Genomic DNA, 17,129 nt, shown 5'->3' on the forward strand with positions numbered 1-17,129 from the left:
GACCAAGGACCTCAAGGAGTTCAAGGAGTCCAAGGTGACCAAGGACCTCAAGGTGTTCAAGGTGACCAAGGAGACCAAGGACCTCAAGGAGTTCAAGGAGTCCAAGGACCTCAAGGCATTCTGTAAGCTTAAGGTCAAGGTATATTTAGATGACCCAAAAGTTATTATAACTTTTGGGTCTTTTTTTGTCTTAAGTTAATGTTTGCAGTTCTGCTCTAACGAAAAAAACCTTTGTCGAAGTCATGTGGAAATGAATTCCAAGAGACTTCGACAAAGGTATTGGAAAATAACTGTTGGCTAGTATTCTAATCAGCCTTGCCTGAGATTTAAGGCAACACAACCACTTTCTCTTTACAGGACGCAACAAATTTTGCATATTGAATACAAGTTTCTAATGAATCATTTGGCTCCATAGGCCACCATCGTATGGCTCCCCTGGGAGCTTTGGAGGCATAGGTTTCAATTTCTGATGGAATTCGACCTACAACCACGATTTGGATCTCCATAAAGTTGTTTTCAATGCCCTTTTGGAGCGTCTTAATTAATTGGGTATGCTCTATTTCAGGGCAGGAATGGGGGATAGGGAACAATATTGAGAATCTTGAATTATCTTCTTGAATAACATGAGCAGATTTCCGGGCAAGATCATCCGTAGAAGCCTCCCATATACGACGATAAGGCAATTGCTCAGGCAAATCGAGCTCTTTCAATCTCATTTGAATCCTTTGAAAATAGCATCTATTTAGTTCCCTTACAAGAACCTGAATCTGCTTATTTCTGAGGAATGTAGTGTTATTTCCATTTTCATTACGATATTGGATATATATCAAATCGGGGATGTTTACAAATTTAGTACAAAGAAACGTCCGGACTAGCATATCGTAATCATCTGCTACCAGTAGTTCATTGCGATGGCCTCCGATCAGATGATAACAGTCCCTCGTCCACGCACGGGGATGATTGGGTAAACCGACCAAATGACGAATGGTTTTGCCATTAATGGTCGTATGTTTTTGTGCATTTTGCCATCTGTTCATTTCATGCAGCCAGACTCGATAATGAACACTGTAACCAAAGCCACAATCCCAGCCATACCAATGTGCATGATTGCTCTCTGCATACACTTCAGCACAATCCCCATAAACAAAGCCACAGTCAGGATTTTGTTGAAATGCTTTGACGATTTTCTCCAGGCAGTCAGGAGTTAGCTCATCATCATGATCGACTTCTACTAAAATTTCCCCTGTACATAGACCTGCTGCAAACCTTTTGATGGCCCCTATATAGCCATTACGGGAATCCTGGCGATATCTCCGCACACGGTGATCCTCTAAAGGGAGTAAATACTCCTTGTATGTCTCATCTTCATCACCGGAATCATCCACGATTACCCATTCCCAGTTCTTGTAGGTCTGCTTCAATAAGGATTGATAAGGGCGTTGAATTTTTTCTTTTGACCTGTAGCTGGCAGTAAACACGGATATTAAAGGTGTGTTTGAAGAAAAATGTGTTGGAGGAATCGTTCTATTCTCCGGAAGAGGATCTGTTGCCTTGAGCCAGCAGAAAAATAAATGCATAGGTTGAATTTCGTCTGGTGAATGGAAGTGCAACCAGCGTTTTTTTTCGTGATCAGGCAACGCTTTTAGTGCTGGAAATTCTCCCCACTCTTCTCCGAGCGAGACGTAAACCCGAGGTTTTTGGAGGCTGTTGTTTATAAGTGGTTGATCAGCCTCATACAAGTTTATTGTAATGTGATTTTCTTCCAATCTATCTATCAATTCTTTTACATGATCCTTTAAAACCTTCTTCGATACAAATAAATGAGTTGTCAGTAGCGGAGTGAAATTCAGTGGCATGATCATTCTCCTTTACCAGTTTCGAACACCAACGAGAGAGAGGTGCCGATTCAGACGTGAGTTGTTGTTTTTATTGAAGCATCCATTTTCCTGGCATCATTTTATTTCCTAGTAATATATATGTATGTGTATGTGTTCGGGGATGTGAGGAACAGATCAGCCCATATGAAAACCAACGAGTAAATCGTCTGAATTAAGCATAAAAGAAAGGTGGAGTAAGCGTGGAATGCCCATTAGTAAGTGTAGTTATACCTGCATATAACCGGCCGCATACACTAAAAATCGCCATCGACAGTGTATTGGAACAAACTTACCCGAACATCGAAATCATTATCTGTGATGACAGTACAACGAGTGAAGTACAAGAAATGCTTGATTCTTATTTAGATTCTTTTCCCCAAATTAAATATTATAAAAATGATAAAAATCTTTTTCTTGGAAATTGGCATAAATGTTTCGATTTGACGTCAGGTGAATATATCAATTACTTGATGGATGACGACATGTTTCATAAAGAAAAAATAGCAAGGATGATCTATTTTTTTGAAAATTTCGAAAGCATCACACTGGTTACCTCGTATCGGCAAACCATTAATGAATCAGGGGCTATTCTCCCACCGCTCTATGCAACGGAAAGGCTGCACGAGGAAACAAGGATAATGGACGGAAGAATGTTGGCAAACGTTGCATTAACTCGTTGTTTAAATGTGATTGGTGAACCTACGACAGTGTTGTTTAAAAAAACAGATCTTATCGAACAGTTTGGAGTATATAAAGGAAAACAGTATTCTCTTCTTAATGATTTAGCATCTTGGTTGAACTTACTATCCAAAGGAAAAGCAGTTTATATTCCTGAAGCGTTAAGCTATTTCCGAATACATCCCAATCAAAATAATCAAACACTTGGTCAAAATGCGTTTACGGAATGGTTGGATATTATGATTGCCGCAAGGGATGATGGATTTCTTGATACTGACGATTTGTTTAAAACTGCACTTCATTCTTATCATGAACGTATAAAGGGTCGTCCACAATTTGATGCAGATAGCAAGCGAATTGAAATAATATTAAAAACATTGGAGTCCTAGCTTGTTCATCCGATATGCGAAGGAGGCTAGCTCATGTTCAACATTCCCTTCTTACGACCTAATCTAGTAAAAAAGGAACGATTTATTGCCAATTTTGAGAAAATAGAAGAGACGCGGATTTACTCCAATTATGGTCCCTTAAATAACCTGTTTGAAGAGCGGGTCATTGCGCAAATGTTTGATGGAATCGGTTCGGCTGTGACCGTTCATAACGCTACCATCGGGTTGATTTTGGCGATCGCTCAAAGCAAGCGACCACAGGGAAAATATGCAGTTATGCCAAGTTTTACTTTTGCTGCCACCCCACTTGCTGCTGAGTGGTGCGGGCTTGAACCCTACTTCCTTGACATTGAACCGGAGAATTGGCAAATGAATAGGGAACAGTTAGAACAGACGGTCAAGCTGCTGGGCGATGAGATTGCGGTAATCGTTCCATATGCCACTTTCGGTACAGCCATTGATTTATCCGTCTACAATAAGCTGCAAGAGCAAGGAATTCCGGTAGTCATCGATGCGGCTGCCAGTTTTGGAACCATGACTTCAGAGGAAACCGTACATTTTGGCAAAGGCTTCGGAGGAGCCGTAGTGTTCAGCTTTCATGCCACCAAATCTTTTGGTATTGGAGAGGGTGGATTGGTATACAGTTTGGACCAAGATCTCATCAAGCGAATTCGTCAGGCGGGAAATTTCGGTTTCTCCAGCAACAGGGAGTCTGTCACCCAAGGTCTTAACAGTAAGATATCCGAGTATACCGCTGCTATCGCTTTAGCCACTTTCGACCATTTCAAAGCTGTACGGGAGAATAGAAGGACCATCTACGAATGTTATCTTCAAGAACTGATCCAAGCAGACTTATTAGAACGAGGATGGTCTATACAAAAAACGCAAGGATCGGTTGTTCATCAATTTATACCTATTCTTTGTCCAGATTCTCACAGCAATCAAGAAGTTGTTAAGTTATTAGCCTCTAATTCGATTGAAGCCAGAACCTACTTTTCTCCGGCGTGCCATCAGCAGAAGCAGTTCCAAAGTTATACCCGGTCTACTCTTCATATTACCGAGCATATTACCAAACATATTGTCAGCCTGCCCTTGTGGGAAGAGTTGGACGATATTATCGTTCGAAGAATTGTGAACGTTCTAGGGAGCTTGGGAAGAGAGACAACCAGATGAGGAAAATCGTCATATGGGGATCGGGCGGACATGCCAGGGAAGTCAACTGGTTATGTGAAGAGCTGGGAATTCAAGTGGTAGGTTTTTTAGACGAACGGCCAGAGACGAAAGGGAAGATCGTAAATGGCGTTCCTGTACTGGGGACGTTAACTGACATTGAAGCGTTAAAATATGAGGTAGAGCTGATATGTGCGGGGGTGGGTGACCCGGCATTAAAGAAGCGATTCGCTTATCATACAACTCAATCGGGATTTCGTATCGCAGCCCCACTATTACACCCCCGTGTTCGCTTATCTCAGAGAAACACCGTTGGAGAGGGAAGCATGATCTTTGAGGGGGCTGTCCTGTCAGACAATATTAAGATCGGACAGCATGTAATTATCAATCGGAGTGTTAACGTGAGTCATGATGCGGTTATTGGTGATTATGTAACCATGGCCCCCGGTGTGAATCTGGCAGGCAATGTAACCATAGATGAGGGAGCCTATATCGGCATTGGAGCCTCAGTACGGGAGAAACGTCACATCGGTTGTTGGTCTATGATCGGTGGTGGGGCCTTTGTTAAAGAGGATATACCCGAATTTACCATGGCTGCAGGTGTACCAGCAGTCGTCAAAAAACGGCTTGATATGCCCTGAGCCTCCTTCCCTTGGAACAGAGCGTATTCATTTCGTAGCAATATGCTTGGCAATGAAGTGATTTACCTGCCAAAAGGCTGTACTGGAAAAGGTTCTTATGACCTGGCCCGGCACGGCCTTATTATATTTTAAGCTAGATGAATATACTCGTTTTACAGGTTATTCAAAATTAAAATTTATTTTTGATTATTTTTGTATTTCTTATTTTCAAATGAAAACAAAAGTGTTATAGTCTCCATAAACCAAGAATAACCACTGTAATAAAGTAGTTCAAAACTAAAACTGAACTTGGAGGTCTTTTTCCTATGGTACAAAGTCTGTGGAATTCTTCACAAGCATCTGAGCAAAAAAACACGCTGGAACAGCTCGTATATCGTTCTAACCTTATCGGCACAGACAGGAGCGTGTGTAACTGGGGAGGCGGCAATACTTCGGCCAAAACGACGATACAGGATTTTCGCGGGCGTGAAGTAGAAGTAATGTACGTCAAGGGCAGCGGTTCCGATCTTGCTACGATGAAAGCGCATAACTTTACAGGGCTTCGTATGGAGGATATCCGTCCCTTGTTCGAAAGGGAAGATATGTCTGACGAGGATATGGTCGCGTATCTGGCGAATTGTATGATAGATGCCAAGCATCCGCGTGCTTCGATTGAGACACTATTGCACGCTTTTTTACCTTTTAGACATGTGGATCATACCCACCCGGACGCCATTATCAGCTTGTGCTGTGCGCATAACGGCAAGTACATTGCGAAAGAGATTTTCGGTGACCGTTTTGTATGGGTACCTTATATTCGTCCTGGTTTTAAGCTGTCCAAGATGATTGCTCAAGGTGTACTCGATCATCCGCAAGCAGAATTGGTATTGATGGAAAAGCACGGTCTGGTTACATGGGGAGAAACTTCCGAGGCAGCCTATGCGAAAACCATCGAAATCATTCAAGAAGCAGAAAGCTATATTAAAGCTCGTCAAGAGGAAAAAGAGTCGTTTGGAGGCGTAAAATATAAAGCGCTTACTCCTGAGGAACGCCGCAGTATTGCGTCTAGCGTCATGCCATCTGTTCGGGGAGCGGTCAGTGATGAGAAGAAGATGATCCTTACCTTTGATGATGCAGAGGGCGTGCTGGAGTTTGTAAATGGTCAGGATTCTGCTGTATTGTCACAGGTCGGGGCAGCGTGCCCGGATCATCTGGTTCATACCAAGGTGGTGCCGTTTTTTGTAGACTGGACACCGGACGTAGAGGATGTCGAGGGTTTAAAAATAAAGCTCGTAGAGGGTATCGCAGCCTATAAGGAGCAATACCAAGCTTATTTTGAACGCAATCGGCATGAAGGAGACGTTATGTTTGAGGCCGCGCCACGTGTGATTTTAATCCCGGGCATCGGCATGATTAACACAGGCAAAAGCTGGAGCAACGCACAGGTGAGTGGCGCTTTGTATCATCGTGCTATCGCGGTGATGCGGGGTGCGACGGCGTTAGGACAGTTTGTTTCGCTTAGTGAAAACGAATCGTATAACGTGGAATACTGGCCCTTGGAGTTGTATAAGCTGTCACTCGCTCCGGCAGAAGCGGAATTTTCACGCAAAATCGCGCTCATTACAGGCGGTGCAGGCGGAATCGGCAGTGCAACCGCACGCCGTTTGGTGGATGAAGGAGCACATGTCGTGTTGGCCGACCTGAATCTGGAAGGCGCACAAAAGGTGGCCTCCGAGCTGAATGACCACTACGGAGAAAACCGCGCTATTGCAGTCAAAATGGATGTGACGCAGGAGGACCAGATTCAGGATGCCTATGCGGAAACCGCGCTAACCTACGGCGGTGTGGATATCATCGTCAACAATGCAGGGCTGGCCACCTCCAGTCCATTCGACGAAACATCATTAAAGGAATGGAATTTGAACATAAACGTGCTGGGCACAGGTTATTTTTTGGTAGCACGGGAAGCGTTCAAGCTGATGAAGGAGCAGACACTTGGCGGCAGCATGGTGTTCGTCGGCTCGAAAAACTCCGTCTATGCAGGTAAAAATGTAACGGCCTACAGCTCGGTCAAGGCGCTGGAAGCGCATCTCGCCCGTTGTATTGCCGCAGAAGGCGGCGAATACGGCATTCGGGTAAACACGATTTTGCCGGACGCGATTCTGCAAGGCTCGGCGATCTGGAACTCCAACTGGCGCAACGAACGCGCCGCCGCCTACGGCATCGAGCCAGACCAACTGGAAGAACACTACCGCAAGCGGACGACGCTACTGGTAAACATTTACCCGCAGGATATCGCCGAGGGGATTGCCTTTTTCGCCTCATCCAAGGCGGAGAAAACGACAGGCTGTATGCTCACCATCGACGGTGGCGTCCCCGCAGCCTTTACAAGATAGGAAGTTATGAGAGGCAGTCAATAAAGCTACACGTGATGAAAACAAGAACTAGCTTTATTAAAATGAACCTCAGTAAATGCTAGATCCATTTCACTAATCCAAGCCACAGGACCATAGTACTGTAGGGTTCGTAATTAGTTGGGAACACGTAAATAAGTAATAATACTTATTTATGTGTTTGCATCCTTTTATATATACACACTAACACTTTAAAATAGAAGTGACTTTATGGGTGGTCAGCAGCGGAGCGGGCGGAATTGTTCTGAAGAAGCGTAGCGTTCGCCTTTATCCCCGGATTTTTACCTTTATATGTTCTATAAAATAAAAAAATCTGGGGATAACAGCGATCGGAAGAACAATCCGCACGCGAAGCGGCCTCCCACCACCATAACTCACTCACTTTTCAAGGAGGAACCACGATGAGTGACAAAGCGTACGCTTTATTCGAGGAACAGCAGCAACAAAGGGGCATTGACCTGGAACAAGTAAAGTCAAAGCTGAAAGCGCTTAGCATAGAAACCCCATCATGGGGCTATGGCGACTCAGGTACACGGTTTAAAGTTTTTCAAAAAACAGGCGTGCCGCGTGATCCGTTCGAAAAGCTGGAGGATGCCGCACAGGTTCATGCAGTAACCGGATTGTGTCCATCGGTCGCCATTCATATCCCGTGGGATAAGGTGGATAATTACGGCAAGCTCCGCAGTCATGCCGAAAGCCTCGGACTGCGGCTTGGGGCGGTTAATCCGAATCTGTTTCAGGATGAAGATTACATGCTCGGCAGCGTCACCAATGTAGACCCGGCAATCCGCCGCAAGGCAACAAACCACTTGCTGGAATGTGTGGACATTGCGAAGGAAACAGGTTCCAACGATTTTAGCCTGTGGTTTGCAGACGGAACAAACTATCCGGGTCAGGGAGACATCCGCAAGCGGAAAAATTGGATGCTGGAAGCACTCAGCGAAATGTATAAGGCGCTTACACCTGATATGCGCATGCTGATTGAATACAAGGCGTTCGAGCCAGCCTTTTATCATACGGATATTGCCGACTGGGGCATGGCGTACAATTACGCGACCAAGTTGGGACCGCAGGCACAGGTGCTTGTGGATACAGGGCATCATCTGCCAGGAGCTAACGTGGAGCATATTGTCGCGTTTTTAATTGATGAGAAGCGACTGGGCGGCTTTCATTTTAATAGCTACAAATATGCGGATGATGATCTCATCGTGGGCTCCGCGAATCCGTATGAGCTGTTCTTGATTTTTTATCAAATTTTAAATGCAGCTCAGGATGTGGATACGGATATCCGACATACGGTGGACAAAATCGCTTATTTGATCGACCAGTCGCACAATATTGAACAAAAAATCCCGGCGATGATTCGATCAGTGCTGAATGTGCAGACACAATATGCGAAGGCGCTGCTGATCAATCATGCAGAGGTGGAGGAAGCGGCGAGCCGTCAGGATGTGCTGGGTGCGGAGGATGCTGTGCGTAAAGCGTTTGAGTTCGACGTTGCACCATTGCTCAAGGCAATACGTGAGGAGCAAGGGCTACCCGCTGATCCGATGAAAGCCTATTTAGCGTCTGATTATGGCACGCAGATTTTGCAAAGAGGCAAGGGTGGTGCAAGCTGGTGAGCATCCTCGCATATGATCTGGGGGCAAGCAGCGGCAGGGTTCTGCTCGGTCGATTGACGGATTCACGTATAGAGGTGGAGGAAATCCATCGCTTTTCGAATGATCCGGTCAAGGTCGGGGAGCGTCTGCACTGGGATATTTTGCGTCTGTATCACGAGGTTCAGCAAGGACTGCTCAAAGCTAAGCACATGGGAGTGAACCCGTCCAGTCTGGCGATTGATTCCTGGTCGGTCGATTTTGGACTGATTGGAGAAGCCGGAGAATTGCTGGGTAACCCTTATCATTATCGGGATTGGCATACCCACGGGGTGATGGAGGAAGTACAGGGTCAGCTGGGCAAGGAGTTTATTTTTCAGCGCACAGGGATTCAGTTTTTGACCTTTAATACGATGTTTCAGTTGGCTGCTATGCGAAAAGCAAAATCGCCGCTGCTGGAGCAGGCAGAGCATTTCTTGATGATTCCCGATCTGCTGCGGTATTTTCTAACAGGTGAAATGCACAATGAGTTTTCCAATGCGACTAGCACGCAGTTATATAATCCGTTGCAGCAGGCATGGGATCATGAGTTATTGTCTAGTATCAGCATTCCCCGTTCCTGGTTTGGAAAGGTACTGGAGCCGGGAAGTGCCGCCGGTACGATCCGTTCCTCGGTCATGACTGATCTGGGCATCGGGGCGATTCCTGTCATTGCGGTCGCGGAACATGATACGGGATCGGCTGTGGCTGCGGTGCCTGCGTTGGAGCGGTCATTTGCATATTTAAGCTGCGGAACGTGGTCCCTGATGGGAACGGAAACCCCGCAGCCGGTGATCAACGATGATACGCTGAGATTTAATTTTACGAACGAAGGCGGGGTAGGCCGGACCTACAGGCTGCTTAAAAATATTATGGGCTTGTGGATTTTACAGGAGGCACGCAGAGAGTGGGAGCGTCAAGGAACCTCTTATTCCTTCCCTGAGCTGGTACACATGGCGGAGCAAGCTCCGGCGTTCGTTTCTTGGATCGACCCGGACGATGAGCTGTTTCTGCATGCCGGAGATATGAGAACACGCATACGCCAATATTGCCGCAATACCGGGCAGCCTTTGCCAGAGACACCGGGTGAGGTTACGCGCTGTATTTTGGAAAGTCTGGCGTTGAAATACCGTTACGTTCTAGAGCTTACGGAGCGCGTGTCAGGACAACGATTTAACGGGCTGCATATGGTCGGCGGGGGGATTCAAAATCGGTTGTTGTGCCAATGGACGGCCAACTCGATTCAAAAACCCGTGTGGGCCGGACCCGCAGAAGCAAGCGCAATCGGCAATCTTGCGGTACAATGGATGGCACAGGGAAAGTTCGCCGATATATGGGAAGCACGCCGGGTCATCGCGGATTCTATTTCCGTAGAGGTGTATGAACCTGCTGAGTCGCAAGCGTGGGAGGATGCCTACGGACGATTCCGGCGGGTGGCGGGACTTTTTGTACATTAAAGATGTGGAGTGAGATTGCCATGCTGGTCGCAGAAAGATATGAGATGATCGTACAGCTCGTCAATGAAAAAGGAAGCATACGTGTGTCGGAGTTGAGTGAGCTGTGCAAAGTGACAGAGGAAACGATCCGCCGCGATCTGGACCGTCTGGAGCAGGCGGGACGGTTGCGCCGTTCGCATGGGGGAGCGGTTAGCGTCAAAAACGAGCAGCCCGAAACGCCCTATGCGGTACGGGAAATTATGAACGCAGAGGAAAAGCGCCGGATTGCCGAGGAAGCGGTAAAGCAGATTCAGCCGCATGATCGTATTTTGCTGGATGCCAGCACGACGGCCTGGTATATGGCGTCGATTTTGCCGGATATTCCGCTGACGATATTGACGAATTCGATCCGTGTAGCAACAGAGCTGGCGGGTAAGGACAAAATCGAGGTCATTTCGACCGGAGGACAGTTACTACAGCGTTCACTGTCATTCGTAGGCCCGCTCGCGGAGCGCTCGTTGGAATCGTATTATGTGGATAAATTGTTTTTCTCCAGTCAGGGGGTGCATCTAGATCGGGGCATTAGTGAATCGAATGAGCTGCAAGCGCGTTTGAAGCAGAAAATGGTCAGCATTGCAGACCGCGTGATTTTACTGGCAGATGCGAGCAAATTTGGGCAGCAGGCGTTTACGCATGTCGTGAAATTGTCGCAGGTGTCCGAGATTATTACGGATTCGCGGTTGTCGGACCCCATTCGCAGTCATTTGGCAGAGTTGTCGATTCCGGTAACGGTTGTGTAAATTTAAAAATGTCGAGGTGAAAGGCGCTCCGCGTTTCATTTGATCTTACGATCGCTGTTGCAGCGGGATTCTCTGATGATGTAGAACATGCATAGGTGAGAATCCCGCTGCAAGCTTATGCTTACGCTAAGAGCTTTCCTTTGGAGAGCTCTTAGGCGAGCGCTGACGCTTCTCCAGATTCAAATGAACCGCGACGCTGGTATCCTCCGTAAGTGGATTTTTTTGTAGTGAGTAAGGTAGTATCGGTTCAACCCTAATGCCGACAGACCAGATCAGACGTTCCACAGGTAAATGGTTTAATATCCAAAATAACTAGAAAGCGTTTACTTTTCATATAAGCTGAACTCGAAAAATTCACATAAAAACGGAGTAGGCGGAATGGTGCTGTCAAGCGAAGCGATCGCGATGGGAAGCACCATCCCACTGCGCAGTGGCGCTATATGTAGCTTTCCAGCTCAGTTTTATGTATAAAGTAATGGCTATTCTATGGACGGAAGGGGTGTTCCGTATGAAGGTATCTTTATTTATTACCTGCCTGAGTGATGCGATTTATCCCAAGGTGGGGGAAGCGATGGCACGCTTGCTTGCCAGATATGGTGTTCAACTGGATTTTCCGAAGGTGCAGACATGCTGCGGACAGCCGTCCTATAACAGCGGCTACTGGGATGAAACGAGGGCAGCAGCGAAAACAATTTTGAAAGCGTTTGACGACAGCGACTTTGTTGTATCGCCCTCCGGTTCCTGCACTTATATGATTCATCATTACCCGGAGTTGTTCAAGGATGAGCCGGAATGGCTGGACTCAGCGCGGCGACTGGAGCAAAAGACGTATGAGTTTACGCAATTTATGGTACAGGTGCTTGGCGTGACCGATGTGGGCGCGTCTTTTCCGCATACCGTAACCTACCATCCGTCTTGCCACGGTACCCGTTTGTTGGGCGTGAAGGAGGAGCCGATGCAGCTACTTGGCAGTGTAAAGGGCTTGCAACTGGTGCCGCTTCCTTTTGCCGAGGATTGCTGTGGCTTTGGCGGGACTTTTGCGGTAAAAATGTCGGATATTTCGGGAGCCATGGTGACGGAAAAGGTGGATCATATCAGGGAAACGGAGGCCGAGGTGCTGGTTGGACTGGATATGGCCTGCCTGATGAACATTGCGGGAAATCTCAGGTATCGGGAAGAGCCGGTTCGGGTTATGCATCTTGCCGAGCTGCTGTATGAAGGGGTGAAGCACGCATGACCACTGTACATTCACATTCGATGAGCCAAAAGGTCAAAAAACGCGCCGAGCTGGCCTTGAACGACGATTTTCTGCGGAATGCGGTCCGTTTCACGACGGAGCGTTTGCGTAACGGCAAGCAGGCGGCTTCAGAGCAGCATGGGAATTGGGAGGAATGGCGTGAGCGGGGCCGTCAAATTCGGTTGCATACCATTGCCCATCTGGACTATTATCTGAACCTGTTTGTGGACAATGCCCGGGCCAACGGGGTGCATATCCATTTTGCCGATACAGCAGCAGATGCGGTACGGATTACGCTGGATATTGCTGCCCACAATCAGGCCCGGTCTGTTGTTAAATCCAAGTCGATGGTGTCCGAAGAGCTACATTTGAATCAGGCGCTGGAGGGCGTGGATATCGAGACGATTGAAAGTGATCTCGGTGAATATATTATTCAGCTTGCAGGCGAGGCCCCATCCCATATCGTCATTCCGGCGATTCACAAAAACCGCTATCAGATTGCCGAACTGCTGTCCAAAGAAGCGGGGGAGGAATTGTCTGCGGATACGACGATTTTGGCTGGTTTTGTCCGTAAGAAGCTGCGTGAAAAGTTTCTGGAGGCAGATATCGGAATGACTGGCTGTAATTTTGCCATCGCAGAGACGGGTTCCATGGTACTGTTCGAAAATGAAGGCAATGCGCGGATGGTTTCCACTTTGCCCAAAACGCAAATTACGCTGATGGGTATGGAACGGATTATTCCATCATGGACGGATTTGGAGGTCATGGCTACATTGCTGCCACGTTCTGCTACCGGACAGAAGCTGACGATGTATATGTCCGGCATTTCAGGCCCACGACGCAGCCAAGATGCCGATGGGCCGGAGGAAATGCATATCATCATCGTAGATAACGGACGCTCTCTTCAATTGGGTAATCCGGAGTTTCAGGAGCTGCTGAATTGCATCCGTTGCGGAGCTTGCCTGAACGCCTGCCCGGTTTACCGCCACATTGGCGGACATGCGTATGGCGGGACCTATAGCGGCCCTATCGGCGCGGTGCTTACGCCTGCTTTGCATGGCAAAATTGAAGAGTGGAACGACATTGCGAGTGCATCCAGTCTGTGTGGTGCGTGCTATGAAGCTTGTCCGGTCAAAATACCGTTGCATGATATGCTTGTCTATCTACGCAGACGCAAGGTGGAGGCAGGACAGGGAGATAAGCTGGAGACGGCGGGGATGAAGGGGTTCGCGACAGTGGTTTCCAGTTCGAATCGATTCGCAGCAGCGATTCGGCTTGGGCAGATTGCCCAAAAAGCGGTCGTCCGTAAGGGAGAAATCACCCTTAAGGTTGGCCCGTTAAAGGGCTGGAATACGTACCGTGTGGCTCCCTCTCTGGCGAAAAAATCCTTCCGTCAGCAATGGAAAACACTGGAGCATGAGTTGGAGCAAGAACGCAACGCTATGCAATCGGATGTCCATAGCCGAATGGAAACGATTTTGGCGGATAGAAGTAAAGGAGGTAGCCAACATGAGTGAACAGAATAAACCTTCTGCGCAAGCAAAGACCGTCCATGAAGCGTGGCTCCATCAAATGGAAGCCGAATCCCGCACCAAGCAGGTACGCTTTATGGATGGCATTGCAACGAAGCTCAAGCGTCCGCGACAGACGGAGCCACCCGTGCAGCCGTTTCGCGGCGCACCTGCATTTTGGCATGAATTCGAATGGAGCGCGGAGCAGCGCATCGAAGAGTTTACCGCCAACTTTACAAGTGTTGGCGGGCATGTCGTGCGTCTGCCGAGTCTGGAGCATTCGGCAGACTGGATCGCGCGCAAGGCGCGAGAGCTGGGAGCGGCCAATATCGTCCGGCAGAATGAGCCGGACCTGGATGCACTCCAGCTGGAAGCGGCGCTGCCGGAAGTCCGCCTATCGGTGTGGAACACCGATCCAGTCGAGGACTGGAAGGCCCGCGCCGCCGAGGCGGATATCGGTATCGTCATCGCCGATGAAGCTGCCGCCTACACCGGATCGGTGGCGGTGCTGTCCTCATCGGAGAAGGGCCGCGCAGTCAGTTTGCTGCCGACCGTGCTGATCATTCTCCTGCCGGTGGAGCGTCTGAAGACGCGGCTGGGCGAAATTTTAAACCGCTTTGATGAGGTTGGACGTGAGCAATTGCCCGCAGGGATTCATTTTATTACCGGACCCAGCCGCTCGTCGGATATTGAAAATGATCTGACCATCGGTGTACACGGCCCCGGCATCGTTTATACGTTGTTAATAGGTTGAGTTAGCAAGGTAGACTGGCGGACCTTCAATTCAAAAGCAAGGGAGATTGGCTCCAGAGGCTGGCTGTTCAACTGCCGATACAACGTACGGAACATTTCCTGTCCGATGCGCTGCAATGGATTCGTAATATTGGTCAGTCCCATAGCGTCAGCTACCTGGCTTTCATCGGCTTCAAAGCCCACCACTGCCAAATCTTTTGGAATATTCCATCCCTTACTGCGGGCGGCTGAGATAATACCGCATGCCACAAAATCATTGGTTGTCATGATGGCATGGGGACGTTCCTTTAATGACTCCAGCTTGGCAAACGCCCGCATTCCGTCCTGCACCGTATGGATACCACTGAGCAACCACTCCTCATTCACGGGCAGCTTTCTTGCCGCGAGCAGGTCATAATAAGCCTGGAGTCTTCTTTGGCTGTTTACGCTGTTTTTCCTGCCCACGGTGCAGGCGATTTTTTCAAATCCCAGCTCGGTCAAATGTTCTAATCCAATCCGAAACCCTTCATAGTGGTCAAGATAAATGGATGAAATCTCTTTATTTTTTAATGGCTCACAGGTCACAATCGGCCCATATTGGGTATAACGCCTCACAGCAGACCAGTCCAGCATACGCCGTAAAATGACGAGCCCGTCCACTTTTTTCTGCCTCAATAGCTCTAACGCCGCGCTCTCCAAATCCCGCTTTTCCTCCGTCTGGTAGATGAGAACTTGATAATCCTGCTCTTTACCCGCATTGGACACTCCCTTGATGATTTGCATGTAATAATTGTTAATGGTCGGGGTCATGATCCCGATGACCTTGGTACGGCCCACTTTCAACTGCACCGCATTAATATTCGGAATATAATCCAGTTCCCGAATCACTTCCATCACCCTGGTCCGCGTAGCTTCACTGACATAAGGATGATGATTCAGCACCCGAGACACGGTACTTGTCGATACTCCCGCGATTTCCGCAATTTTTTTAATATTATGCATGGAATTCAACTCCAAAAATTTAGTTCTTGACCTGGAATGCATCCCAGATTGTAGCATGAAAGCATAAAGCGTATGCAGCAATCCGGGATGCATTTGAGGCACACGGGTTCCGTCATACATCTTCACAAATTATATATTACCTGGAGGAATGCAACATGGAACAGGCAAAAGGATTTCCCAAGGACTTTCTATGGGGCGGGGCAGCCGCTGCCATGCAGATTGAAGGGGCTTACAATGTAGATGGGAGAGGGCTCTCGATCTCTGATGTATTTACCTTTGATCCGGAACTCGACAAAAAGCACTGGCTGGATCAGTGGCATATGATGACCCACGCCCAAGTCAAGGAAGCATTGGACCCAGACAGCACCAAAAATTATCCCAAACGCCGGGGAAATGATTTCTATCACCGTTATGAAGAAGATATTAATCTGCTGGCCGAGATGGGTTTTAAATGCTTCCGCACTTCCATTTCCTGGACACGTATTTTCCCGAATGGCGACGAGACAGAACCCAATGAGAAAGGGCTGCAATTCTATGACAAGGTTTTTGATGCCCTGCTGGCCAAAGGAATTGAACCCGTCATCTCGCTTACTCATTACGACATGCCTTTGTACCTTGTTACCGAGTATGGTGGCTGGAAAAACCGGAAACTGATTGAATTTTTCGTCCGTTTCGCCGAGACTGTATTTACCCGTTACAAGGATAAAGTGAAGTACTGGATTACATTTAACGAAATGAACTGTGTCAAACACCATCCGTTTGTCAGCGCCGGGATCATTGAAGAAAATCACCCGAATCTGGAGCAGGACAAGTATCAATCTGCCCATCACCAGTTTATAGCCAGTGCGCTGGCAGTCAAAGCCTGTCATGAGATTATACCAAACTCCCAGATTGGGTGCATGATCAGCTATCTGTTGCTTTATCCGAATACCTGCAATCCGGATGATGTGCTTGAATGCCAAAAGGAAGAACGTGTGTCCTTCTTTTTCAGTGATGTACAAACCAGAGGATATTATCCGTCCTATACTGCACGCATGTTCAAGGAAAAAGGCGTTGTGCTGCATAAAGAACCCGGCGACGATGAGATTTTGCGCGAAAACCTTGTGGACTTTGTGTCCTTGAGCTACTATATGTCCAACAATGCCAGCGCCACTGCCGACCAGCATGCCAAAGCAAGCGGAAATTTGATTGGCGGTGTGAAAAATCCTTACCTGGAGCAGTCCGAATGGGGCTGGCAGATTGATCCTAAAGGATTACGCTATGCGCTGAACAACCTGTATGACCGCTACCAGAAGCCGCTGTTTATCTCGGAAAACGGCGTGGGTGCGACAGATCAAATGAATGCTGACGGTACGATTAACGATGATTACCGTATCGACTATCTGAAAAAACATATCGAGCAAATGAGGGAAGCCATTGAGGATGGAGTGGATCTATTTGGCTATACCGCCTGGGGTCCCATCGACATGATCAGTGCTTCGACCTCACAGGCATCCAAGAGATACGGCTTCGTCTACGTCGATCAGGATGATCTGGGCAACGGAACACTGAACCGCTACAAGAAAAAAAGCTTTGACTGGTATAAAAAAGTGATAGAATCGGGCGGAGAAGTGCTCTAAACGGAGG

General features: G+C 47.8%; 14 protein-coding genes. 12 read left to right on the forward strand and 2 right to left on the reverse strand.

All coding sequences use genetic code 11. From position 1 onward, the window contains the following. On the forward strand, positions 1-199 hold a 199-nt coding region (locus tag ACWXW9_RS26570; RefSeq protein ID WP_494931826.1), incomplete at its 5' end, for a hypothetical protein. Between the two features lie 127 nt (positions 200-326). Here the strand turns inward: ACWXW9_RS26570 and ACWXW9_RS26575 are convergent. Continuing rightward, the gene (locus ACWXW9_RS26575) at positions 327-1,856 is read right to left on the reverse strand and encodes a glycosyltransferase (RefSeq protein WP_494931827.1); all 1,530 of its coding nucleotides are present in this window, start codon (positions 1,854-1,856) and stop codon (positions 327-329) included. A gap of 221 nt (positions 1,857-2,077) precedes the next feature. On the opposite strand from ACWXW9_RS26575, the gene ACWXW9_RS26580 reads away from it, so the two are divergent. From ACWXW9_RS26580 to ACWXW9_RS26625, 10 genes are all read left to right on the forward strand, one after another. Further along, positions 2,078-2,944 (forward strand): glycosyltransferase family 2 protein, encoded by an 867-nt coding sequence (locus tag ACWXW9_RS26580; RefSeq protein WP_494931828.1) that lies wholly within the window; start codon positions 2,078-2,080, stop codon positions 2,942-2,944. Positions 2,945-2,977: 33 nt separating this feature from the next. Then, positions 2,978-4,117 carry a DegT/DnrJ/EryC1/StrS family aminotransferase gene (locus tag ACWXW9_RS26585; RefSeq protein WP_494931829.1) on the forward strand — a complete coding sequence of 380 codons (1,140 nt, stop codon included), beginning with the start codon at positions 2,978-2,980 and terminating at the stop codon, positions 4,115-4,117. After that, positions 4,114-4,755, forward strand: a complete 642-nt coding sequence (locus ACWXW9_RS26590) for an acetyltransferase (RefSeq protein ID WP_494931830.1) — start codon at positions 4,114-4,116, stop codon at positions 4,753-4,755. Before ACWXW9_RS26585 ends, ACWXW9_RS26590 begins: the two co-directional genes overlap by 4 nt. A gap of 305 nt (positions 4,756-5,060) precedes the next feature. Then, complete coding sequence (locus ACWXW9_RS26595) at positions 5,061-7,130, forward strand: bifunctional aldolase/short-chain dehydrogenase (RefSeq protein ID WP_494931831.1); 2,070 nt, start codon at positions 5,061-5,063, stop codon at positions 7,128-7,130. A 419-nt stretch (positions 7,131-7,549) separates the two neighbouring features. Continuing rightward, complete coding sequence (gene rhaI, locus ACWXW9_RS26600; RefSeq protein ID WP_283655852.1) at positions 7,550-8,770, forward strand: L-rhamnose isomerase; 1,221 nt, start codon at positions 7,550-7,552, stop codon at positions 8,768-8,770. Continuing rightward, positions 8,767-10,242, forward strand: coding sequence for a rhamnulokinase (gene rhaB / locus ACWXW9_RS26605; RefSeq protein ID WP_494931832.1), 1,476 nt, complete (start codon positions 8,767-8,769; stop codon positions 10,240-10,242). Before rhaI ends, rhaB begins: the two co-directional genes overlap by 4 nt. Before the next feature lie 20 nt (positions 10,243-10,262). Beyond that, positions 10,263-11,021, forward strand: a complete 759-nt coding sequence (locus ACWXW9_RS26610; RefSeq protein ID WP_494931854.1) for a DeoR/GlpR family DNA-binding transcription regulator — start codon at positions 10,263-10,265, stop codon at positions 11,019-11,021. 508 nt (positions 11,022-11,529) lie between these two features. Further along, positions 11,530-12,258 carry a (Fe-S)-binding protein gene (locus ACWXW9_RS26615; protein WP_044647134.1) on the forward strand — a complete coding sequence of 243 codons (729 nt, stop codon included), beginning with the start codon at positions 11,530-11,532 and terminating at the stop codon, positions 12,256-12,258. Then, entirely contained in the window at positions 12,255-13,775 is a 1,521-nt protein-coding gene (locus ACWXW9_RS26620; RefSeq protein ID WP_494931833.1) for a LutB/LldF family L-lactate oxidation iron-sulfur protein, read from the forward strand. Before ACWXW9_RS26615 ends, ACWXW9_RS26620 begins: the two co-directional genes overlap by 4 nt. Further along, a complete protein-coding gene (locus ACWXW9_RS26625) occupies positions 13,768-14,523 on the forward strand; it encodes a LutC/YkgG family protein (protein WP_494931834.1) in 756 nt (251 codons plus the stop codon). Before ACWXW9_RS26620 ends, ACWXW9_RS26625 begins: the two co-directional genes overlap by 8 nt. Here the strand turns inward: ACWXW9_RS26625 and ACWXW9_RS26630 are convergent. Then, positions 14,502-15,503, reverse strand: coding sequence for a LacI family DNA-binding transcriptional regulator (locus ACWXW9_RS26630; protein ID WP_494931835.1), 1,002 nt, complete (start codon positions 15,501-15,503; stop codon positions 14,502-14,504). The two genes, ACWXW9_RS26625 and ACWXW9_RS26630, sit on opposite strands and share 22 nt — an antisense overlap. Before the next feature lie 155 nt (positions 15,504-15,658). On the opposite strand from ACWXW9_RS26630, the gene ACWXW9_RS26635 reads away from it, so the two are divergent. Continuing rightward, positions 15,659-17,122, forward strand: a complete 1,464-nt coding sequence (locus ACWXW9_RS26635) for a glycoside hydrolase family 1 protein (protein WP_494931836.1) — start codon at positions 15,659-15,661, stop codon at positions 17,120-17,122. Positions 17,123-17,129: the final 7 nt, after the last annotated feature.

The organism is Paenibacillus sp. LT-B23 (assembly GCF_059417685.1).

Excerpts from the sequence above, each read along its gene's own strand:
- ACWXW9_RS26575 (WP_494931827.1), bottom strand. The coding sequence starts at position 1,856 with ATGCCACTGAATTTCACTCCGCTACTGACAACTCATTTATTTGTATCG.
- ACWXW9_RS26585 (WP_494931829.1), top strand. The coding sequence starts at position 2,978 with ATGTTCAACATTCCCTTCTTACGACCTAATCTAGTAAAAAAGGAACGA.
- ACWXW9_RS26590 (WP_494931830.1), top strand. The coding sequence starts at position 4,114 with ATGAGGAAAATCGTCATATGGGGATCGGGCGGACATGCCAGGGAAGTC.
- ACWXW9_RS26595 (WP_494931831.1), top strand. The coding sequence starts at position 5,061 with ATGGTACAAAGTCTGTGGAATTCTTCACAAGCATCTGAGCAAAAAAAC.
- rhaI (WP_283655852.1), top strand. The coding sequence starts at position 7,550 with ATGAGTGACAAAGCGTACGCTTTATTCGAGGAACAGCAGCAACAAAGG.
- ACWXW9_RS26610 (WP_494931854.1), top strand. The coding sequence starts at position 10,263 with ATGCTGGTCGCAGAAAGATATGAGATGATCGTACAGCTCGTCAATGAA.
- ACWXW9_RS26615 (WP_044647134.1), top strand. The coding sequence starts at position 11,530 with ATGAAGGTATCTTTATTTATTACCTGCCTGAGTGATGCGATTTATCCC.
- ACWXW9_RS26620 (WP_494931833.1), top strand. The coding sequence starts at position 12,255 with ATGACCACTGTACATTCACATTCGATGAGCCAAAAGGTCAAAAAACGC.
- ACWXW9_RS26625 (WP_494931834.1), top strand. The coding sequence starts at position 13,768 with ATGAGTGAACAGAATAAACCTTCTGCGCAAGCAAAGACCGTCCATGAA.
- ACWXW9_RS26630 (WP_494931835.1), bottom strand. The coding sequence starts at position 15,503 with ATGCATAATATTAAAAAAATTGCGGAAATCGCGGGAGTATCGACAAGT.
- ACWXW9_RS26635 (WP_494931836.1), top strand. The coding sequence starts at position 15,659 with ATGGAACAGGCAAAAGGATTTCCCAAGGACTTTCTATGGGGCGGGGCA.